We start from the raw sequence: 20633 nt of genomic DNA, 5'->3' as shown, positions 1-20633 counted from the left end.
TCCACGGCGGCCTGCCGGCCGAAATCGCGCCCTTAGCGCACACCCGACGCCACCAACACACACTCGACGGCTAAAGCGGGCAATCGCCGCATGTGCCGCCGTCGGGCAGGCGGTAGAAGAGGCAGCAACTGCGGCGCCGGAAGCCCAGGTTCGGGCCGGTGATCACGCCGGACCCGGCCAACGCGCCGGTGTCCAGCAGCGAGTCGGTGACCTCGACGATTGGCCGACGCAGGTCGGGGCGCGTCGAAAGCAACGCCCGGGACGCCCCAACCAGTGCCGAGGCGATGTTGCCGGCCAGCAGGCCGGGCGCCAGCTTGACCCGCAGGCCGGCGGCCAGGGGTTCCATGTGTTGTCGCACGACGACGCGGTACAGCACGTCCGGAGCGGGCGAATCGAGGGGTTCTCCGACGGGTTCGGGCAGTCGTAGCTGGGCCCCGCCGTCGGCGCGCTGCAGGTCCTTGAGGTCGGGAACGACGCCGTGGCCCAGCGCGCACGCGAGCATGGGCGACCAGAGCCGGGCGGCGTGGCCGAGATGAACCAGCGAGGCGGCGATCCGCAGGTCCGTGGTGTGGTAGCGCCGGGCGGTGGCCTCGATCAAATCGGCGAATCCGTCGGCGTAGGACCGCCCCACCGGATGCCATCCGGCCGCCGCTCCGCCCACGGTTATCGCGAAAAACCCTCCATAGGAAGATGTTTCGACCAGATCGGCGGAGATGTCCATGTGTTGTGGGGCGCGGCTTTCGGGGCTGATTCGGGGCTGATATTGCCACACGCGCGGCGTGTCCACTTGAATCGAACAGGTGTTCGGCTACTGTGGTGGGCGTTCGGAGATGTCGACTTGTCGGTGGCCATCTCTAGTGTCACGGCCAACCGACCGATACCGGTCGCCGAACACATCGAACTATAGGAGAGGCACCATGGCACAAGCCCCCGACCGCGAGAAGGCCCTCGAACTGGCGATGGCCCAGATCGAGAAGAGCTACGGCAAAGGCTCGGTGATGCGTCTCGGCGACGAGACGCATCAACCGATCTCGGTCATCCCGACCGGATCCATCGCGCTGGACGCGGCCTTGGGCATCGGCGGCCTGCCGCGCGGCCGGGTCGTGGAGATCTACGGCCCGGAGTCTTCGGGTAAGACCACCGTCGCGCTGCACGCGGTCGCCAATGCCCAGGCCGCCGGCGGCGTCGCGGCGTTCATCGACGCGGAGCACGCCCTGGACCCGGATTACGCCAAGAAGCTCGGCGTCGACACCGATTCGCTGCTGGTGAGCCAGCCTGACACCGGTGAGCAGGCGCTGGAGATCGCCGATATGCTGATCCGCTCCGGCGCGCTGGACATCCTGGTCATCGACTCGGTGGCGGCCCTGGTGCCGCGCGCGGAACTCGAAGGCGAGATGGGGGACAGCCACGTCGGACTGCAGGCCCGGCTGATGAGCCAGGCGCTGCGGAAAATGACTGGCGCACTGAACAATTCGGGAACCACCGCCATCTTCATCAACCAACTCCGCGAAAAAATCGGCGTGATGTTCGGCAGTCCTGAAACGACAACGGGCGGAAAGGCTTTGAAGTTCTACGCGTCGGTGCGCCTGGACGTGCGCCGGATCGAGACGCTCAAGGACGGCACCAATGCGGTCGGCAACCGCACCCGGGTCAAGGTCGTCAAGAACAAGGTCGCCTCCCCCTTCAAACAGGCCGAGTTCGATATTCTCTACGGCCGGGGCATCAGCAAGGAAGGCTCGCTGATCGACATGGGTGTGGACCAGGGCTTCATCCGCAAGTCCGGTTCGTGGTTCACCTACGAGGGCGAGCAGCTCGGCCAGGGCAAGGAGAACGTCCGCAACTTCCTGATGGAAAACGCCGACGTGGCCAACGAGATCGAGAAGAAGATCAAGGAAAAGCTTGGCATTGGCGCGGTCGTGACCGATGACGACGTCCTGCCCGCCCCCGTCGATTTCTGAGCCCCCCCGCGAAGAGCAGGCGCGGGCGTTGTGCCTGCGCCTGCTCACCGCGAGAGCGCGCACCCGGGCCGAGCTGTCCGGACAGCTGGCCAAACGCGGCTATCCCGACGACGTCAGCGCCCGGGTGCTGGACCGGCTGGCCGCCGTCGGCCTGGTGGACGACGCCGACTTCGCCGAACAGTGGGTGCAATCCCGCCGGGCGAAAGCCGGAAAAAGCAAGCGCGCCTTGGCCGCCGAACTGCACACCAAGGGCGTCGACAACGACGTGATCACCGCGGTGCTGGGCGGGATCGACGCCGGTGCCGAGCGCGACCGGGCGCAGCAGCTGGTGCGGTCCAAGCTGCGGCGGGAGACGCTGAGCGACGAAGCGCGGGTGAGTCGCAGGCTGGTGGGAATGCTGGCGCGCCGCGGCTACAGCCAGAACCTGGCCTGCGAGGTGGTCCTGGCCGAACTGGCCGCCGAACGGGAGCGCCGCCGGGTCTGACAAGCTGCGGGTTAATCCGCTGGACCCCGGTCGCCGTACCATGGCCCCGTGACTTCGATGGTGGCGCCGGACGCCCCGGGCCTGGCCGGGCCCGCTGCCCGGGCGCGCACCTACCAGGTCCGCACCTACGGCTGTCAGATGAACGTCCACGACTCCGAGCGGTTGGCGGGCCTGCTGGAAGCGGCCGGTTACCGGCGGGCCGCCGACGGCTCGGACGCCGACGTGGTGGTCTTCAACACCTGCGCCGTCCGTGAGAACGCCGACAACAAGCTGTACGGCAACCTCAGCCACCTGGCCCCGCGCAAGCGCGGCAACCCCGACATGCAGATCGCGGTCGGCGGCTGCCTGGCCCAAAAGGACCGCGACGCGCTGCTGCGCAAGGCCCCGTGGGTCGACGTCGTCTTCGGCACGCACAACATCGGGTCGCTGCCCACGCTGCTCGACCGGGCCCGGCACAACAGGGCCGCGCAGGTCGAAATCGCCGAGGCGCTGCAGCAGTTCCCGTCGTCGCTGCCGAGCGCCCGCGAATCCGCCTACGCCGCTTGGGTTTCCATCTCCGTCGGGTGCAACAACAGCTGCACCTTCTGCATCGTCCCGTCGCTGCGCGGCAAGGAGGTCGACCGCAGTCCGGCCGACATCCTGGCCGAGGTGGAATCCCTGGTGGACGACGGCGTGCTCGAGGTCACGCTGCTGGGCCAGAACGTCAACGCCTACGGGGTGTCCTTCGCCGACCCGGCGCTGCCCCGCGATCGCGGCGCCTTCGCCGGGCTGCTGCGGGCCTGCGGGCGCATCGACGGGCTGGAACGCGTGCGGTTCACCTCGCCGCATCCGGCCGAGTTCACCGACGATGTCATCGAGGCGATGGCGCAGACGCCGAACGTCTGCCCCGCCCTGCACATGCCGCTGCAGTCGGGATCCGACCGGGTGCTGCGCGCGATGCGGCGGTCCTACCGCGCCGAGCGCTACCTCGGGATCATCGACCGGGTCCGGGCGGCCATGCCGCACGCGGCCATCACCACCGACCTGATCGTCGGGTTCCCCGGCGAGACCGACGAGGACTTCGCGGCCACGCTCGACGTCGTGCGGCGGGCCCGGTTCGCCGCCGCGTTCACCTTCCAGTACTCCAAGCGGCCCGGCACCCCGGCCGCCGAACTCGACGGGCAGCTCCCGAAAGCCGTTGTGCAGGAACGCTACGAGCGGCTGGTCGACACGCAGGAGCAGATCTCGCTGGAAGGCAATCGCGCGCTGATCGGGCGGAGCGTCGAGCTGCTGGTCGCCACCGGCGAGGGCCGCAAGGACGCCCGCACCGCCCGGATGAGCGGACGGGCCCGCGACGGCCGGTTGGTGCACTTCGCGGCCGGCGACGGCGTGCGGCCAGGCGACGTCGTCACGACGGTGATCACCGGGGCCGCGCCGCACCACCTCATCGCCGACGCGGGCGTCCTCACCCACCGCCGCACGCGGGCGGGTGACGCGCACGCCGCCGGCCGGCGCCCGTCGACCATCGGTCTCGGCATGCCGACAATCGGGCCGTCGATAGATCCGATCGAACCCCTGGGATGTGCCCGATGAAGAAAGAACACACCGACCTCGACGCTTTGCGGACCGAAATCGAGGCCGCCGAACGCCGGGTGGCGGGTGAGATCGAGCCCGGCCCACGGGCCCTCGTGGTCGCGATCCTGGTGTTCGTGTTGCTGGGTTCGTTCATCCTGCCGCACACCGGCGACGTGCGGGGATGGGACGTGCTGTTCGGCAGCCACGGCGCCGGCGCGGCCGCGGTGGCCCTGCCTTCGCGGGTGTTCGCCTGGCTGGCGCTGGTGTTCGGCGTCGGCTTCTCGATGCTGGCGTTGATGACGCGGCGCTGGGCGCTGGCCTGGGTCGCGCTGGCCGGTTCGGGGATCGCGGCGGCGGCCGGAATGTTGGCCATCTGGTCGCGCCAAACGGTGGCCGCCGGGCATCCCGGACCCGGGATCGGGCTGATCGTCGCGTGGATCGCCGTGATCCTGTTGACCTTTCACTGGGCCCGCGTGGTGTGGTCGCGCACCGTCGTGCAGCTGGCCGCCGAGGAGCAGCGGCGCCGGGTCGCCGCAGCGCAGCAGTCGATGACGTTGCTGGACAGCGTGCACACCGACGCCGACACCGACGCCCGGAAGCCCCCGGAGCCCGCCGACTAGGGTCTGCGGGTCAGCGCCTCGGCGGCGGCCTCGGCCCACTGCCGCCACTGTTCGGCGTTGGCCTTGGCCTGTTCGGCTTCCTTCGTCCGCCCGGCCGCCGCGGCCTTCTGGGCCTGCTGTTCGTATTGCTCGGCGCGGGTCCGGAACTGTTCGGCCCGGGCCTGCGCCTGGGGATCGGCCCAATCCGCGTCGCCGGCCTCGCGCACCCTCTTCTCCACCGCGCGCAGCCGCCGCTCCAACTCGGCGGAGCGCTCCCGCGGCACCCTTCCGATCGCATCCCATTTGTCGGCGATGGACCGCAGCGCCGCCCTGGCCGCGTCGAGGTTGCCGGTGTCGAGGCGTTCCGCTTCGGCCAGCAGCTCCTCTTTGGCGGCGGCATTGGCGTGCAACTCCGCGTCCTTTTCCGCCGACACGGCGTTGCGGGCGGCGAAGAAGGTGTCCTGGGCGGCCTTGAAGCGCCGCCACAGGGCGTCGTCGACGTCCCTGGTCACCCGCCCCGCCGCCTTCCACTCGGCGAGCAGCTTGCGGAACTCCGCGCTGGTGGCGGCCCAGTCCGTCGAATCGGACAGCTCTTCGGCACGCTCGCAGAGCTGTTCCTTCGCCAGCCGGATGCCCGATCGCTCCCGGTCCAGCTCGGCGAAATGGGAGCCCCGCCGCCGGTTGAAGGTGTCCCGGGCCGCCGAGTAGCGCTTCCACAACGCGTCGTCGACCTTGCGGTCCAGCCCGCTGATGGTCTTCCACTCGTCCAGGATCGCCCGCAGCCGATCCCCGGCGGCCTTCCATTGCGTCGAATTGGCGGCCAGCTCCTCGGCTTCGGCGGCCAGCGCCTCCTTGCGGGCGGTTTGGGCGGCCCGATGCTCCTCGCGCCGGGATCGGTCTTGCGTGATGGCGGCGCCGGCGTGCTCGACAAGGCTGGTCAGCCGGCCCGCGAGCGCGTCGACGTCACCCAGCACGGGCGCCGTCGGCAACGTTTCGGCCAGCGCGGACGCGTGGGCCTTGATCTTGCGGGCGTCCCCGGTGCCCGACGCCAGCCGCTCCTCCATGAGGGTGATCTCGGTGCTCAGGTCGTCGAACCGGCGGCCGAAGTGGGCGAAGGCCGCCTCACGGTCGCCGGCCTGCCAGGAGCCGACGATGCGCTCGCCGGCCGAGCTGACCAGCCACACCGTGCCGTCGTCGTCGACGCGTCCGAACCGGTGCGGATCGCTCGGCGGGTGCACCGCCACCGGGTGGGCGGCGGGCCGCGGCCCCGAGCTCGGGGGCCGGGGGCCGGGACGCGGTCCGGGACGCGGCGCCGGCCCCGAAACCGGCCCAGCCGAATCGTTGCTGTGGGGCTCGTCAGCCGTCATGCGCTCGTCACTACCCTTCTGCCAACACTTCGCGCGGTCACTATCCCCGCGCGCCCGCCGCGCGTAGCGGCACCCGTACGGTCGGGAGGCCGGCGCGGCCGTGCCGCCGACGCTCCTCAACCGGTTCCCACAGTATTCAAGCAGTTTGCCCCGCGCCGCGCGCCCACCTTGTGCCGGCGGGGGTCACAGTTCGATTCCACCGTTGCTCCGGCCATATTGCGGCACCGCGCGGCCCGGTACGGTGACGGAAGCGGCTGGTGTTTCTGGTGGGGTTTGCAGAGGGGGCGGGTCAACATCGCCAAGGTGGATATCGCGGCGCTGCTCGCGCTGGTCGCCGCGCTGATCTCGGGCGTCGGGGACGTGGTCCGGCAGCGGTCCGCGCAGGAAATCACCGACGAAGAAGTCGGCCATGTCGAGCTGCTGCGCATGTCGTTGCGTGACCTCCGGTGGTGGCTGGGCGGCGCGGCGGCGGTGATCAGCGCCGCGCTGCAGGCCGTGGCGCTGGGCCTGGGGTCGGTGGTGTTGGTGCAGGCGCTGCAGGTGACGGCGTTGCTGTTCGCCCTGCCGGTCTACGCGTGGCTGACCAAGAAGGGATTGACCCGCCGGGAGTGGGGGTGGGCGGTGCTGCTGGCCGCCGCGGTGGCGGTGTTCGTCGCGGTCGGCGAACCGGCGGCCGGCTACCCGCGGGCGTCGTTGCAGACCTGGGCGGTCGTGGCCGTGGTCATCGGCCCGGCGATGGTGTTCTGCGTGCTGGGCGCGCGGATCTGGTCGGGCCCGCTCGCGGCGGTGCTGCTCGCGGCGGTGTCGGCGTCGTCGTGGGCGTTGTTCGCCGTCTTCACCAAGGCCATCGTCGACGTGGCGGGCGCCGGCCCGTGGGCGTTGCTGCGCACCCCGGAGTTGTACGGCTGGCTGCTGGTCGCGGTGCTGGGAACGGTGTTTCAGCAGTCGGCGTTTCGGGCCAGCGCCCTCACCGCCTCGCTGCCGACGATGACGGTGACCGAGCCGGTGGTGGCCTCGCTGCTGGGCGTGACGGTGCTTGGCGAAACGCTTGGCGCCGGCGGCCCGAAGCTCGTCGTGCTGGCGGCGGCGGTTGTCGTGGTGGTCGTGGCGACGGCGGCCCTGGCCCGCGGCGAAGCCGCATCGATGTCGGCGGGCGACGCCGCGCAGTTCACCGAAGACCGCCTGCCGGTGCCGGGGATGGCCGCCGCTCCCCGGTTGGCGGTGGGTGTGGCCGGCCGCGGATAGGTTTGCCGCGGGCTCCGCGTGAGGGGCCGTCGCACTACAGTGGTCGCTGAACTCTGATCGAACAGCACGTGTACACACAGCTTCGAGGGGAACGCTGGTGGGAACGCCGACGAGGGGGTCCACATGTCGAAGGTGGATGTCGCGGCGCTGATCGCCCTGTGCGCGGCGCTGGCCTCCGCGGTCGGCGATGTGATCCGGCAGCGCTCCGCGCAGGAGATCACCGACAGGGAGGTCGGCCACCTCGAGCTGTTCCGCATGTCGTTGCGCGACAGGCGATGGTGGCTGGGCGGCCTGGCGGCGGTCACCAATTACAGCCTGCAGGCGGTGGCCCTGGCGTGGGGGTCGGTGGTCTTGGTGACGGCGCTGCAGGTGACCGCGCTGCTGTTCGCGTTGCCGATCTACGCGCGGCTGGCCAACCACCGGGTGACCCGCTGGGAGTGGGCGTGGGCGACGGCGCTGGCCGCCGCGTTGGCGGTGGTCATCATCGTCGGCAACCCGGAGTCCGGCCAGGAGCGGGCGCCGGCGTCGACGTGGATGGTCGTGGCCCTGGTGATGGGCCCCGCGCTGGTGTTGTGCGTGCTGGCGGCGCGCGTCTGGTCGAGCCGCCCGGTCGCGGCGGTGCTGCTCGCGGTGGTGGCCGGCTCGTCGCTGGCGCTTTTCGCGGTGCTCACCAAGGGAATCGTCGAGCTGCTCGAGGAGGGCTTCGGCGCCGTGCTGCGCGCGCCCGAGTTCTATCCTTGGCTGCTGGTGGCCCTGTGCGGAATGATCTTCCAGCAGTCCGCCTTTCGCGCCGGCGCGCTGACCGCGTCGCTGCCCACGATGACCGTGGCCAAGCCCGTGGTCGCCGGCGTGCTCGGGATCACGGTGCTGGGCGAGACGCTCGAAGCCAGAGGTCCCGGGGCGTTCGTCCTGGTCGCGGCGGTGGCTTTGGTGATCATCGCGACGGTGGCGCTGGCCCGCGGCGAGGCCGCCTCGATGGCGGCCGGGACCGGGCGGGACCTGAGAGCCGCCGACTGCGACGGCGCGCCGCGCGAACGCCTGCCCGGCGGCATTTCCCCGGCGGCACCGAAGGGAAGCGAGCCGATCACCTAGTCGGGCTCACGCTCGCATCCGGTGCTCGTTAGTTTGGTGGCGTGCTGGGCACCATCGCGATCGTCCCCTGCGCGCCGGTGCTCGTTCCCGAGCTCGCCGGGGCGGCCGCCGCCGAGGTGGCCGATCTGACCTCGGCGGTGCTGGCCGCCGCCGCCTTGTTGCCAACCCGCTGGGTGGCCCTCGGAACGGGTGGCGCCGACGGGCTGCTGGAGCCCGGCGGCCCCGTGGGCACCTTCGCGGGCTTCGGCGCCGACGTCCGGGTCTCGCTCTCCCCGCGGGCCCACGACGGCGCCGGGCCGCCCGCCGAATTTCCCCTGTGCGCGCTGCTCGCCGCCTGGGTGCGGGGCCGGGCGCGGCCCGAGGCCAGCGCGCGGGTCCGCGTCTACCGCGGCGACTACGCCGCCGCCGCCGCGCTGGCCCACGGCAGGCGATTGCGCGCCGAGATCGACGCGACGCCGGATCCGATCGGCGTGCTCGTCGTCGCCGACGGCGCGAACACCCTGACCCCGGCCGCGCCCGGCGGCCACCACCCCGGCGACGCCGACGCGCAGCTGGCCCTGGACGACGCGCTGGCAAACGGCGACGCCGCCGCCCTGGCCGGGCTGTCGCCCCGGATCGTGGGGCGGGTCGCGTTCCAGGTGCTGGCCGGCCTGACCGAGCCGGGGCCGCGATCTGCCAAAGAGCTCTACCGTGGCGCGCCCTACGGCGTGGGCTACTTCGCGGGCGCCTGGCAGCCGTGAGGGTAGCCGTGCGGCCGCTCGCGATCATCGGGCCCACCGGTACCGGCAAGTCGCAGCTGGCGCTCGACTTCGCGGAGCGGGTCGGGCGGCTCGGTGGCGAGGCCGGGGCGGAGGTCGTGAATGCGGACGCGATGCAGCTGTATCGCGGCATGGACATCGGCACCGCCAAGCTGCCCGCCGACGCGCGCCGCGGCGTTCCCCACCACCAGCTCGACGTCCTGCACGTGACCGAGACCGCGACCGTCGCCCGCTATCAGCGCGCCGCCGCCGCCGACGTCGAGGCGATCACGGCCCGGGGCGCGGTGCCGGTGATCGTGGGCGGTTCGATGCTGTACGTCCAATCGCTGCTCGACGACTGGTCGTTTCCCGCGACCGACCCGGCGGTGCGGGCGCGCTGGGAGGAGCGGCTCGCCGAGATCGGGCCGGACGGGCTGCACGCCGAGCTGGCCCGCCGCGACCCGGCGGCGGCCGCGGCGATCCTGCCCACCGACGGGCGGCGCACGGTGCGGGCCCTCGAGGTCGTCGAGCTCACCGGACGGCCGTTCGCCGCGTCCGCGCCGCGCATCGGGGCGCCGCGCTGGGACACCGCGATCGTCGGATTGGACTGTGATACAACGATTCTCGACGAGAGGCTGGCCAGGCGTACCGACGCGATGTTCGAGTGGGGCCTGGTCGACGAGGTGCGCGCGCTGCTGGACCAGGGCCTGCGCGACGGCGTCACCGCGTCGCGCGCCCTCGGCTACGCCCAGGTGTTGGCGGCGCTCGACGCCGGGGGCCACGCCGACCACCTGCGCGCCGCGCGGGAGCAGACCTACGCGGGCACCCGGCGCTACGTGCGGCGGCAGCGGTCCTGGTTTCGCCGCGACCACCGGGTGCACTGGATCGACGCGGCCGATTCCGCCGGCCTCCTCGACGGCGCGCTGCGGGCGTGGCGGCGGGCGGGCTGAAGTGCCGTCGTCGGGCTACCCTGAACTGGTGATTTTCGCCAAGGGCCACGGCACGCAGAACGACTTCGTGCTGCTGCCCGACCTCGACGCCGAGCTGACGCTCACCGCCGCCCGGGTGGCCGCGGTGTGCGACCGGCGCCGGGGCTTGGGCGCCGACGGGGTGCTGCGGATCACCACCGCGGGCGCCGCCGTGGCGGCCGGCGTGCTCGGGCGCCTGCCCGACGGCGTCGGCGCGGGCGACTGGTACATGGACTACCGCAACGCCGACGGGTCGACCGCGCAGATGTGCGGCAACGGCGTGCGGGTGTTCGCGCACTACCTGCGGGCCAGCGGCCTGGAAACCCGCGACGAGTTCGTCGTCGGGTCGCTGGCCGGCCCGCGACTGGTCACCCTGCATCACGCCGGTCAGACCCACGCCGACGTCACCGTCGACATGGGCAAGGCCAACCGGCTGGGCGCGGGGGAGGCCGTCATCGGCGGGCGGCGATTCGCCGGCATCGCGATCGACGTCGGCAACCCGCACCTGGCGTGCGTCGACCCCGGGCTGAGCGTCGACGAGCTCGCGGCCCTGGACGTCGCGGCGCCGGTGCGGTTCGACCGCGCACGGTTCCCCGACGGGGTCAACGTCGAGGTGCTCACCGGGGCGGCCGGCGGAGTGGTGCACATGCGGGTCCACGAGCGCGGGGTGGGCGAGACCCGCTCGTGCGGCACCGGGACGGTGGCGGGCGCGGTCGCCGCGCTCGCCGACGCCGGCGCCGACACCGGGACGCTCACGGTGCGGGTCCCCGGCGGCGACGTCGTCGTCACCGTCACCGACGCCACCAGCTTCCTGCGCGGGCCGTCGGTGCTGGTGGCCCGCGGCGAGATCAGCGGGGAATGGTGGAGCGCACTGTAATTCGGATGCATTGCCAACCGCGACGTGCCACCATCGGATATTGCTGATGACTTTTCCCGATTCGCCCGACACAGGCCCCGTCGAGCCGGCGCCCAGCGTCGGTGAGCTCGCCCTCGAAGACCGCTCGGCGCTGCGCCGCGTCGCGGGCCTGTCCACCGAACTCGCCGACGTCTCCGAGGTCGAGTACCGCCAGCTGCGGCTGGAACGCGTGGTGCTGGTGGGGGTGTGGACCGAGGGCAGCGCCGCCGACAACCGGGCCAGCATGGCCGAGCTGGCGGCCCTGGCCGAAACCGCCGGCTCGCAGGTGCTCGAGGGACTCATCCAGCGCCGCGACAAGCCCGACCCGTCGACCTACATCGGCTCGGGCAAGGCGGCCGAGCTGCGCGAGGTGGTGCTGGCCACCGGCGCCGACACCGTCATCTGCGACGGCGAACTGTCCCCGGCGCAGCTGACCGCGCTGGAAAAGGCCGTCAAGGTCAAGGTCATCGACCGCACCGCGCTGATCCTGGACATCTTCGCCCAGCACGCCACCAGCCGGGAGGGCAAGGCGCAGGTGTCGCTGGCCCAGATGCAGTACATGCTGCCGCGGCTGCGCGGCTGGGGCGAGTCGATGTCGCGGCAGGCCGGTGGCCGGGCCGGCGGCAGCGGCGGCGGGGTGGGCCTGCGCGGCCCCGGTGAGACCAAGATCGAGACCGACCGGCGCCGCATCCGCGAGCGGATGGCCAAGCTGCGCCGCGAGATCAAGGACATGAAGCAGGCCCGCGACACCCAGCGCAGCCGCCGCCTGGAGAGCGACACGCCGTCGATCGCCATCGTCGGCTACACCAACGCCGGCAAGTCCAGCCTGCTCAACGCGCTGACCGGGGCCGGGGTGCTGGTGCAGGACGCGCTGTTTGCCACCCTCGAACCCACCACCCGGCGCGCGGAATTCGAGGACGGCCGCCCATTCGTGCTCACCGACACCGTCGGGTTCGTCCGGCACCTGCCCACCCAGCTGGTCGAGGCGTTCCGCTCGACGCTCGAAGAGGTGGTCGACGCCGACCTGCTGGTGCACGTGGTGGACGGCTCCGACGTCAACCCGCTGGCCCAGATCAACGCGGTCCGCCAGGTGATCTCCGAGATCTTTGCGGAGATCGCCTCCCATCACGGCGACCCGCCGCCCGAGCTGCTGGTGGTCAACAAGGTCGACGCCGCAAGCGATCTCATGCTCGCCAAGCTGCGGCACGCGCTGCCCGGCGCGGTGTTCGTGTCCGCGCGCACCGGCGACGGCATCGACGCCCTGCGGCGGCGGATGGCCGAACTCGCCGCCCCCAATGACACCGCCGTCGACGTGGTCATCCCGTACGACCGCGGCGACCTCGTGGCCCGCCTGCACGCGGGCGGGCGTGTGCAGCAGGAGGAGCACAACGCCGATGGCACCCGGATCAGGGCGCGCGTGCCGGTGGCGCTGGCGGCCAGCCTGCGGGAGTTCACCGCCCACTGAAGCGGCGCGGGGCCGACCCCGCCGGCCGCCGACCAACCGGCTGGTTGGTATATGTTGGGCGGCAGCGTTCCCGTTCGCCGGAGGTCAGCGGAGGTAATCCATGAGTAGCGTTATCAAGTACCAGCGCACCCTGTTCGAGCCCGAGCACGACCTGTTCCGCGAGTCCTACCGCGGCTTCCTCGACCGCCACGTGGCGCCCCACCATGACGAATGGGAGAAGGCGAAGATCGTCGACCGGGGCGTCTGGCTCGAGGCCGGCAAGCAGGGCTTCCTGGGCATGTCGGTGCCCGAGGAGTACGGCGGCGGCGGCAATCCCGACTTCCGGTACAACGCGATCCTCACCGAGGAGACCACCGCCGGGCGCTACAGCGGGATCGGTTTCGGCCTGCACAACGACATCGTGGCGCCGTACCTGCTGGCCCTGGCCACCGAGGAGCAGAAGCAGCGCTGGTTGCCCAAGTTCTGCACCGGGGAGCTGATCACCGCGATCGCGATGACCGAGCCGGGCACCGGCAGCGACCTGCAGGGCATCAAGACCCGCGCGGTCAGGCGGGGCGACCACTACGTGCTGAACGGGTCAAAGACGTTCATCACCAACGGAATCAACTCCGACCTGGTGATCGTGGTGGCGCAGACCGACCCCGAGAAAGGCGCGCAAGGCTTTTCGCTGCTCGTCGTCGAGCGGGGCATGGAGGGCTTCGAACGGGGCCGCCATTTGGACAAGATCGGGCTCGACGCGCAGGACACGGCCGAGCTGTCGTTCACCGACGTCGAGGTTCCGGCCGAAAACCTGCTCGGCGAGGAGGGCAGGGGGTTCATCTACCTCATGCAGAACCTGCCGCAGGAACGGATCTCGATCGCCATCATGGCGGCCGCCGCGATGGAGCAGGTGCTCGAGCACACGCTGCGATACACCAAGGAGCGCAAGGCCTTTGGCAGGCCGATCGGCAGCTTCCAGAACAGCCGTTTCGTCCTCGCCGAGCTGGCGACCGAGGCCACCGTGGTGCGCATGATGGTCGACGAGTTCGTCCGCCTGCACCTGGACAAAAAGCTGACGGCCGAACAGGCCGCCATGGCCAAGTGGTATGCCACCGAGAAACAGGTGCACCTGATCGACCGCTGTCTGCAATTGCACGGCGGCTACGGCTACATGCGTGAATACCCCGTCGCGCGAGCCTATCTCGATGCCCGGGTGCAGACGATCTACGGCGGCACGACCGAGATCATGAAGGAGATCATCGGCCGCAGCCTCGGGGTCTAGCCGGGGTCCAGCCGACGAGGCGATCCGCGCCCTGCCGGCAAAACAATGAATGGCACAAAATTTTGGGGTTTTCGCCGGGTAGATCGCTGAAAAACTAACGGCTTCGGATAACGTCGGCACATGCGATTCGCGTATGTCGAGTCCGCGACGTGGCCGCGCGGCGACATTCCCGGTGAACGAGCACTGCCCGCAACCCCCGGCACGATAATTCGAGCGCAGTGGGGTCGGTCGCGATACGGGAGTGGTTCCGCATCATTTCGACATCGGCGCGGTATCCGTTTCCGCACTATTCGTGATTGGACTTCGCATTTCTCGTCGGCAGGAGCACAGTTATCCGGGCCCCGCGATAACGCGGATCGTCATGGGATTGAACCGCTAGCGGGGTGCGGGCACGGCCAGCGATCAGGGCCTATGCGTCGGCTGGGAGGCTTGGTGAACGGGCAGAGAGGTCGAATGCGCAAGCTGGTCGGGCGCACGCTGATCGGCATGGCGGCGACGGTGCTGGCCGCCGCGTTGCTGGCGCCCGCCGCGGTCGCGTCTCCGATCGGCGACGCCGAGGCCGCCATGATGGCCGCGTGGGAGAAGGCCGGCGGCGACAGCTCACCGCTCGGCGCCCGCAAGGGTGACGTCTACCCCGCCGGCGACGGGTTCGCCCTGGACTTCGACGGCGGCAAGATGTTCTACACCACGGATACCGGCGCCAAATTCCTCTACGGGCCGATTCTGGACAAATACGACACGCTCGGCGGCCCGCCCGCCAGCGACCTGGGATTCCCGACCATCAACGAGGTTCCCGGCCTGGCGGGCCCCGACAGCCGAGTCGCCACCTTCTCCGCCAGTGACAAGCCGGTGATCTTCTGGACGCCCGACCACGGCGCGTTCGTCGTGCGCGGCGCGTTGAACGCCGCGTGGGACAAACTCGGCAGCTCCGGCGGCGTTCTCGGGGCCCCGATCGGCGACGAGACCTACGACGGCGAGGTCACCGCGCAGAAGTTCAGCGGCGGTGAGATCTCCTGGAACCGCAAAACCAAGGAGTTCACCACCAACCCCGCGGCGCTGGCAGATCAATTGAAGGGCCTGCAGGTCGCCATCGATCCGACCGCGGCCATCAACATGGCCTGGCGCGCGGCCGGCGGCGCCGCCGGCCCGCTGGGCGCCAAGCAGGGCGGGTCGTATCCCATCGGCGGCGACGGGATCGCGCAGAACTTCGCCAGCGGCAAGGTGTTCTTCAGCCCGGCCACCGGCGCGAACGCGCTCGAGAGCGACATCCTGGCCAAATACGAGTCGCTGGGCGGGCCGGTCGGCAGCGACCTCGGGTTCCCGACCGCCAACGAGTCCGACGGTGGCATCGCGCCGTCCAGCCGGATCGCCACGTTCTCGGCGGCCGACAAGCCGGTCATCTTCTGGACCTCCAACCACGGCGCGTTCGTCGTGCGGGGCTCCATGAAGGCCGCGTGGGACAAGCTCCGCGGTCCCACCGGCAAACTGGGCGCGCCGGTCGATGATCAGGCCGTGAACGGCGACGTGGTTTCGCAGCAGTTCACCGGCGGCAAGGTCGCCTGGAACCGGGCGAAGAACTCGTTCACCACCGACCCGTCAAACCTGGCTCCCCTGCTGTCCGGTCTGCAGGTGTCCGGGCAGAACCAGCCGAGCACGGCGGCGATGCCCTCCCACGCCAAGAAGTTCGCGTTGCACTGGTGGTGGCTGCTGGTCGCCGCTGCGGCGCTGGCGCTGGTCGCGCTGTCGGCGTTGGTGGCGTGGGGCTGGCGTCGGCGTCGTCGCTCCCGCGGCGACACCGCCGCCTACGAGCCCCCCGTTGAGGGGGGCTGGGGCCACGACGACGTCGACGCCGCCACCGAGCACTTCGCGCTCGACGACCTGTACCCCGCGGATCAGCAGCCGCCACCCGACGCCGGGCCCGCGGCGCGGGTCAGTTGGGGTCGCGCGGCCGGGGCCGCCGCCGACCTGGACGAGGACGTCCAGCACGGGGGCGAGGCGCCGCCCGAATCCGAGGAGGGCCCAGGACATTTCGAGGGTCCGGGCGCCGACGACGAGGACCCCGACGCGGTGGACACCGACTCCATACCCGCCGTCTCCGCGGCCGCCCTGTCGGAGGCCGGCTACGTCGATGTCCCCGACGAGGATGTCTACCCGGAGGCGGACTACGCGGAGTCCGACTACACGGATACCGACTACACGGATACCGACTACGCGCAGGCGCCGGACGCCGCCGTCTCCGAGGCCGTCGCGGCCGGCGCGGAGCCGAGGACCGGGCGGCATGCGGCCGTGGACGCCGACGACGCCTCGGAACCGGCGTCGGGCCCCGCCGGGCGCCCGACGATCCACCTGCCGCTGGACGACCCGTACCAGGTGCCCGACGGATACCCGATCAAGGCCAGCGCCCGCTTCGGCCTCTACTACACGCCCGGCAGCGAGCTCTACCACGACACGCTCGCCGAAATCTGGCTGTCCAGCGAAGAAGTCGCGCAGGCCAACGGCTTCCTCAAGGCCGACTGAGGCCGACTGAGCCGGGCTCGGGCCGCGGCTATATCTTGCGGATCACCGTGACGACCTTGCCGAGCACGGTCGCGTCATTGCCCGGTATCGGATCGAACGCCGGGTTGTGCGGCATCAGCCACACTTGACCGCCGGCGCGCTTGAACGTCTTGACGGTGGCCTCGCCGTCGATCATGGCCGCGACGATGTCGCCGTTGTCGGCGACGTGCTGCTGGCGCACCACCACCCAGTCGCCGTCGCAGATCGCGGCCTCGACCATCGAGTCGCCCACCACCTTGAGCAGGAAGAGCGTGCCGTCGCCGACCAGCTCGCGGGGCAGCGGGAAGACATCTTCGACGGCTTCCTCGGCGAGGATCGGTCCACCGGCGGCGATGCGCCCGAGGACGGGCACGAACGTGGGTTCCGGTAAGGCGTCCGAGCCGGCGACGTCGGTGACGGGGGCCGCCGGCCCGGCGGCGGCCGCGCCCTCGGCGCCGCGAACGTCGACGGCCCGGGGGCGGTTCGGGTCGCGGCGCAAATACCCCTTGCGCTCCAGGGTGCGCAGCTGGTGAGCCACCGAGGAGGTCGAGGTCAGGCCGACGGCATCGCCGATTTCCCGGATGCTCGGCGGGTAACCGCGGGTGGTGACCGACTCGCGGATGACCTTCAGGATGGTGCGCTGCCGTTCGGTCAGCGAGGGATCCACGGGATGCAACCGGCCTTCCGAGCCAACGGAGGGGCCGGTCGATCGGGTGTCGTTGCTGTCGCTCATGCACTGAATGTAGCCGCACCGCGGCCAATAATCAAACAAGTGTTCGACTAGCGTGTCGCGGCGGCGGCTACGAGTCGCCCGACCGGTCCCCGGGTTCGGGCGAATCACAGGTGTGTAACTTTCGCGCGGGCGGGGTACTCGAAGCCCATGTCGGACGATTGCGGCAAGGGTCTGTCGGTGGCGGGGTCTAGCGTTTTGCTTGCGCGACACGCTTCGCTCAAATGTTCGGGTATCGAACACGCGAGCGACTAAAGTCGAACACACGAGCGAGAACCAGTCGACCGGAGGAACGCAGATGACCATCACCCACACAGTCGCACCGCGCGCCTGCGGCGCTCGCCGCCCGGTCACCGCGCCGGTGCGGGGGCCCCGTTACGGCCGGGAGGGGCTGGCCCGCTCCCGCGGACCCCGCCCGATCGGGCCGGCGGGAGCGCCACCGCGCTACCACGGCACCGGCGTCGCGATGTCCGCCGCGCCCCATCGCAGGCGCCCCGTCACGGTGGCGACGACGTTCGGGCTGGGCCTGATCGCCGGGCTGATCACGCTGTGGCTCGGCCTGGTCGCCAACGTCGGGCAGGCGGTCAACGGCGACCCCGGGGCGTCGGGCGCACCCGTGCCGGACCGGCTGGCCGTCGTGCGGGTCGAACCGGGGGAGTCCCTGTCCGACGTCGCCCACCGGGTGGCACCGGACGCGCCGGCCCGCCAGGTCGCCGAGCGCATCCGCGAACTCAACGACCTGAACTCCCCGGCGGTGGCCGCGGGCCAGACCCTGATCGCGCCGGTCGGCTGACCCGTTGAATTGCGAAAAGGCCGGTACGCCAAGGCCGCTCGGCTCTCGTCGCCGTGTGCGCGGCCCCGTCGCGGCCGCGGTGGCCCCCCGGGCGACGGCACGGGTACGCTCGGGGTGTTCCGCGTATGTCGGCACGGCGAAGGAGCGGTCATGCACTGTCCCTTCTGCCGCCATCCCGATTCCCGGGTGATCGACTCGCGGGAAACCGATGAAGGCCAGGCCATTCGGCGCCGCCGGTCCTGCCCCGAGTGCGGACGACGTTTCACCACCGTGGAAACCGCGGTGCTGGCCGTGGTCAAACGCAGCGGCGTCACCGAGCCGTTCAGCCGGGAGAAGGTCATCAGCGGGGTCCGCCGCGCGTGCCAGGGCCGTCAGGTCGACGACGACGCGCTGAATCTGCTTGCCCAGCAAGTGGAAGACACCGTGCGCGCCGCGGGATCGCCGGAGGTCCCGAGCCACGAGGTCGGCCTCGCCATCCTGGGCCCGCTGCGCGACCTCGACGAGGTGGCGTACCTCCGGTTCGCGTCGGTGTACCGGTCGTTCTCGTCCGCGGACGATTTCGAGCGCGAGATCGAGGCCCTGCGCGCGCACCGCAACGTATCGACTCCCGGCTGACGGGTCGCGGCGCCCGCCGGGCCGGCCACTAGGCTGCTTTCCATGCCGCCCGAATTGCACCCCGACCTCCGGGCGTTGGCCCCCCTGCTGGGGACCTGGACCGGTCAAGGTCGCGGCACGTACCCGACGATCCAGCCCTTCGAGTATGTCGAGGAAGTCGTGTTCTCCCACGTGGGCAAGCCGTTTCTGGCCTACGCGCAAAAGACCAGGGCGGTCGCCGACGGCAAGCCCCTGCACGCCGAGACGGGATATCTCCGGGTGCCGCGGCCGGGCGCCGTCGAACTGGTCCTGGCCCACCCGAGCGGCATCACCGAAATCGAGGTGGGCACGTTCTCGGTGACCGGCGGCCTCATCGAGGTCGAGATGGCCACCAGCGCGATCGGGTTGGCGCCGACGGCCAAAGAGGTGACCGCGCTTGGTCGTTCCCTGCGCGTCGACGGCGACGAGCTGTCGTACTCGGTGCGCATGGGCGCGATGGGGCAACCGCTGCAGGATCACCTCGCCGCGGTGCTGCACCGGCAGGGCTGAGCGCCGGGTCAGTCGATCCGCCGGGCACCGTCGCCGACGACGCGCCCGGCGACCCCCACCCAGCCCTCGGGGTTCCACGTGGTTTCGATCAGCGACCCCCTGCCCTGGGTGATGCGCAGGTCGCGGCTGAGGTAGTCGGTGATCCGCATCGCCGCCGACCCGGTCGCCTCGTCCTCGGGGACGCCCAGGTTGGCGGCGAACATCCGGGCGCGCAGCGCTCCGCTCGACCGGTCGATCCACGCCCACAGGTAGTGCGCAGTGTCGGCGGGGAAATCCGCCGGGTCGGCGGCGAAAAGGTCGTCGACCGAATCGAATTCGTGAATGGCCACTTCGGGGGCCCACTGCGCGCGTGCGCTGATCGCCGTGCGGCCGCCCTCGTGGCTCACCTGCACGATCCCCGCCGGCACCCGCAGCGTGTTGATCGGCCAACCGTTCTCGCGCAGCCACCACGCCGCGCCGACGGTCGGGTGCCCGGCGAACGGAAGCTCGGCCCCGGGCGTGTAGATGGTGGCGTGCGCGGTGGTCGAGCCGGCGGCCGGAAGATCGACGAAAACCGTTTCGCTGTAACCCAATTGGGCCGCCAGCCGCTGCCGGTCGCGGCGATCGACCCGGCCGGCGTCGACGACGCCGAGCGGGTTGCCGAAATTCCCCGCCGGATCGGTGAACACGCGCAGCACCGCCACGTCGATACCCATGGCCCGACTGTACGGGCCCGCGCCGATGGAGGCGGATCAGGTGGCGCTGCGTTCGTCGGAACCCATGGCGTTCAACACGGCGACGCGGGTGTCGGCGGGGCCCGTGACGGCCTCCTCGCCGCCCCCGGTGCGCAGCATCTCGCGCAGGGCCGCCTGGTCGTATTCGGCGGGCTCGGTGGTGTCGATGAAGCGCTGAACGACGTCGATGAAGCGGGCGGGGTCGTCGTGGAACGGAAAGTGGCCCGAGCCCTGGAAGATTTCGAGGCGGGAGCCGGGCATCGCGGCGTGCGCCATCCACGCGTGACGGACGGGAACGACCACATCCTTGGTGCCCCACACGATCTGAACCGGGATGGCCTCGGTCAGATAACATCGGTCCAGCATCGTCACGATCTGGCCGCGCCAGTCCACCACCGCCCGCAGCGTCCGGCTGAACGCCGCCGAGGCCGTCGGCTCCGGCAGGTCGTCGAGGATGCGAAGCACGTTGGGCAGGTCGCGGCCCAGGCCGGTCGACCCGATCGCCAGGCCCGCGATCCGCCCCGCCAGCTGCACCGCCGGGAGCACCAGGGGCAGCCGCAGCAACGCCAGCGCCTCGCTGCCCATCGGCAACGACGCCAGCCGGAAAACGACGTTGACGTCCTTGGTGACGCCGCCGGCGGCGACCAGGATCAGCCGCTCCACCAGGTGCGGGAACTGGTAGGCGAATTGCATGGCCACCCCGCCGCCCAGCGAATGGCCGATGATGGTCACCCGCTCGATGTCGAGCACGGACAGCAGGTCACGCATGCCGTTCGCGTAGGCGGCGACCGAGTAGTCGGCGCGCGGCTTGTCGGATTTCCCGTGGCCCAGCAGGTCCGGCGCGATCACCGTGAATCGCTGGGCGAGCTTGGCCTGCACGGCGTTCCAGGTGGTGGAGTTGTCACCGATGCCGTGGATCAGCAGGATGGCCGGGCCGGAGCCGGCGATCCGGTAGGCCCGCCGGTAGCCATGGATGGTGCGGAACTCGAGCGTGGGCGCCGTCACCTCGCGCACGGGGCGAAGATTGCTCTTGCGCTTCCGCTCGGTCATGTCGCCAACCTTGGTGTCGGGCCGGGCTATGGCCGCGGTGAAAA

20 protein-coding genes are annotated in these 20633 nt (G+C 71.0%); 15 read left to right on the top strand and 5 right to left on the bottom strand.

Annotation, left to right across the window (positions count from 1 at the left end; translation table 11 throughout):
• Positions 1 to 70: 70 nt before the first annotated feature.
• On the bottom strand, positions 71 to 721 hold the full coding sequence (locus tag G6N25_RS01280; RefSeq protein ID WP_083072871.1) for a (2Fe-2S)-binding protein: 651 nt from the start codon (positions 719 to 721) through the stop codon (positions 71 to 73).
• 196 nt (positions 722 to 917) lie between these two features.
• On the opposite strand from G6N25_RS01280, the gene recA reads away from it, so the two are divergent.
• The 4 genes from recA to G6N25_RS01260 are packed head-to-tail and all read left to right on the top strand — an operon-like array spanning position 918 to position 4616.
• On the top strand, positions 918 to 1958 hold the full coding sequence (gene recA / locus G6N25_RS01275) for a recombinase RecA (protein ID WP_083072699.1): 1041 nt from the start codon (positions 918 to 920) through the stop codon (positions 1956 to 1958).
• Complete coding sequence (recX, locus tag G6N25_RS01270) at positions 1924 to 2442, top strand: recombination regulator RecX (RefSeq protein WP_083072698.1); 519 nt, start codon at positions 1924 to 1926, stop codon at positions 2440 to 2442. Before recA ends, recX begins: the two co-directional genes overlap by 35 nt.
• A gap of 57 nt (positions 2443 to 2499) precedes the next feature.
• Positions 2500 to 4014 (top strand): tRNA (N6-isopentenyl adenosine(37)-C2)-methylthiotransferase MiaB, encoded by a 1515-nt coding sequence (miaB, locus tag G6N25_RS01265; RefSeq protein ID WP_083072697.1) that lies wholly within the window; start codon positions 2500 to 2502, stop codon positions 4012 to 4014.
• On the top strand, positions 4002 to 4616 hold the full coding sequence (locus tag G6N25_RS01260) for an Rv2732c family membrane protein (RefSeq protein WP_142272492.1): 615 nt from the start codon (positions 4002 to 4004) through the stop codon (positions 4614 to 4616). The genes miaB and G6N25_RS01260 overlap by 13 nt, the downstream gene beginning before the upstream one ends.
• Here G6N25_RS01260 and G6N25_RS01255 read toward each other — a convergent pair.
• The gene (locus tag G6N25_RS01255; protein ID WP_083072695.1) at positions 4613 to 5962 is read right to left on the bottom strand and encodes a DUF349 domain-containing protein; all 1350 of its coding nucleotides are present in this window, start codon (positions 5960 to 5962) and stop codon (positions 4613 to 4615) included. The genes G6N25_RS01260 and G6N25_RS01255 overlap by 4 nt on opposite strands.
• A 294-nt stretch (positions 5963 to 6256) precedes the next feature.
• On the opposite strand from G6N25_RS01255, the gene G6N25_RS01250 reads away from it, so the two are divergent.
• The 8 genes from G6N25_RS01250 to G6N25_RS01215 all read left to right on the top strand — a co-directional run bounded on the left by G6N25_RS01250 (position 6257) and on the right by G6N25_RS01215 (position 16142).
• On the top strand, positions 6257 to 7207 hold the full coding sequence (locus tag G6N25_RS01250; protein ID WP_083072869.1) for a DMT family transporter: 951 nt from the start codon (positions 6257 to 6259) through the stop codon (positions 7205 to 7207).
• Between the two features lie 123 nt (positions 7208 to 7330).
• A complete protein-coding gene (locus tag G6N25_RS01245; protein WP_169924608.1) occupies positions 7331 to 8299 on the top strand; it encodes a DMT family transporter in 969 nt (322 codons plus the stop codon).
• A gap of 41 nt (positions 8300 to 8340) precedes the next feature.
• Positions 8341 to 9039 (top strand): class III extradiol ring-cleavage dioxygenase family protein, encoded by a 699-nt coding sequence (locus tag G6N25_RS01240; RefSeq protein ID WP_083072694.1) that lies wholly within the window; start codon positions 8341 to 8343, stop codon positions 9037 to 9039.
• A gap of 8 nt (positions 9040 to 9047) precedes the next feature.
• Positions 9048 to 9986: a tRNA (adenosine(37)-N6)-dimethylallyltransferase MiaA gene (gene miaA, locus G6N25_RS01235; protein ID WP_083072693.1), complete on the top strand. Its 939-nt coding sequence runs from the start codon at positions 9048 to 9050 to the stop codon at positions 9984 to 9986.
• Between the two features lie 28 nt (positions 9987 to 10014).
• A complete protein-coding gene (gene dapF, locus G6N25_RS01230; protein ID WP_083072867.1) occupies positions 10015 to 10881 on the top strand; it encodes a diaminopimelate epimerase in 867 nt (288 codons plus the stop codon).
• A 46-nt stretch (positions 10882 to 10927) separates the two neighbouring features.
• Positions 10928 to 12364 carry a GTPase HflX gene (gene hflX / locus G6N25_RS01225; RefSeq protein ID WP_083072692.1) on the top strand — a complete coding sequence of 479 codons (1437 nt, stop codon included), beginning with the start codon at positions 10928 to 10930 and terminating at the stop codon, positions 12362 to 12364.
• Between the two features lie 100 nt (positions 12365 to 12464).
• Positions 12465 to 13625 (top strand): acyl-CoA dehydrogenase family protein, encoded by a 1161-nt coding sequence (locus G6N25_RS01220; protein ID WP_083072691.1) that lies wholly within the window; start codon positions 12465 to 12467, stop codon positions 13623 to 13625.
• 432 nt (positions 13626 to 14057) lie between these two features.
• Positions 14058 to 16142 (top strand): sunset domain-containing protein, encoded by a 2085-nt coding sequence (locus G6N25_RS01215; protein ID WP_372506898.1) that lies wholly within the window; start codon positions 14058 to 14060, stop codon positions 16140 to 16142.
• Positions 16143 to 16170: 28 nt separating this feature from the next.
• On the opposite strand, the gene lexA is transcribed toward G6N25_RS01215, so the two are convergent.
• Positions 16171 to 16893, bottom strand: a complete 723-nt coding sequence (gene lexA, locus G6N25_RS01210; RefSeq protein ID WP_083072689.1) for a transcriptional repressor LexA — start codon at positions 16891 to 16893, stop codon at positions 16171 to 16173.
• A gap of 295 nt (positions 16894 to 17188) precedes the next feature.
• Between lexA and G6N25_RS01205 the strand changes: the two genes are divergently transcribed.
• From G6N25_RS01205 to G6N25_RS01195, 3 genes are all read left to right on the top strand, one after another.
• A complete protein-coding gene (locus G6N25_RS01205; protein WP_083072688.1) occupies positions 17189 to 17683 on the top strand; it encodes a LysM peptidoglycan-binding domain-containing protein in 495 nt (164 codons plus the stop codon).
• Between the two features lie 150 nt (positions 17684 to 17833).
• The gene (gene nrdR / locus G6N25_RS01200; RefSeq protein WP_083072687.1) at positions 17834 to 18298 is read left to right on the top strand and encodes a transcriptional regulator NrdR; all 465 of its coding nucleotides are present in this window, start codon (positions 17834 to 17836) and stop codon (positions 18296 to 18298) included.
• A 42-nt stretch (positions 18299 to 18340) separates the two neighbouring features.
• Positions 18341 to 18826, top strand: coding sequence for a peroxynitrite isomerase (locus G6N25_RS01195; protein ID WP_083072686.1), 486 nt, complete (start codon positions 18341 to 18343; stop codon positions 18824 to 18826).
• A gap of 8 nt (positions 18827 to 18834) precedes the next feature.
• Here G6N25_RS01195 and G6N25_RS01190 read toward each other — a convergent pair whose 3' ends face one another.
• The gene (locus G6N25_RS01190) at positions 18835 to 19521 is read right to left on the bottom strand and encodes a PhzF family phenazine biosynthesis protein (RefSeq protein WP_083072685.1); all 687 of its coding nucleotides are present in this window, start codon (positions 19519 to 19521) and stop codon (positions 18835 to 18837) included.
• A gap of 36 nt (positions 19522 to 19557) precedes the next feature.
• Positions 19558 to 20589: an alpha/beta fold hydrolase gene (locus G6N25_RS01185; protein ID WP_083072684.1), complete on the bottom strand. Its 1032-nt coding sequence runs from the start codon at positions 20587 to 20589 to the stop codon at positions 19558 to 19560.
• Positions 20590 to 20633: the final 44 nt, after the last annotated feature.

Source organism: Mycobacterium heidelbergense, assembly GCF_010730745.1.
GTDB lineage: Bacteria > Actinomycetota > Actinomycetes > Mycobacteriales > Mycobacteriaceae > Mycobacterium > Mycobacterium heidelbergense.
Note: the sequence above shows the minus strand (reverse complement) of the source record. Positions and strands in the feature narration are given on the sequence as shown.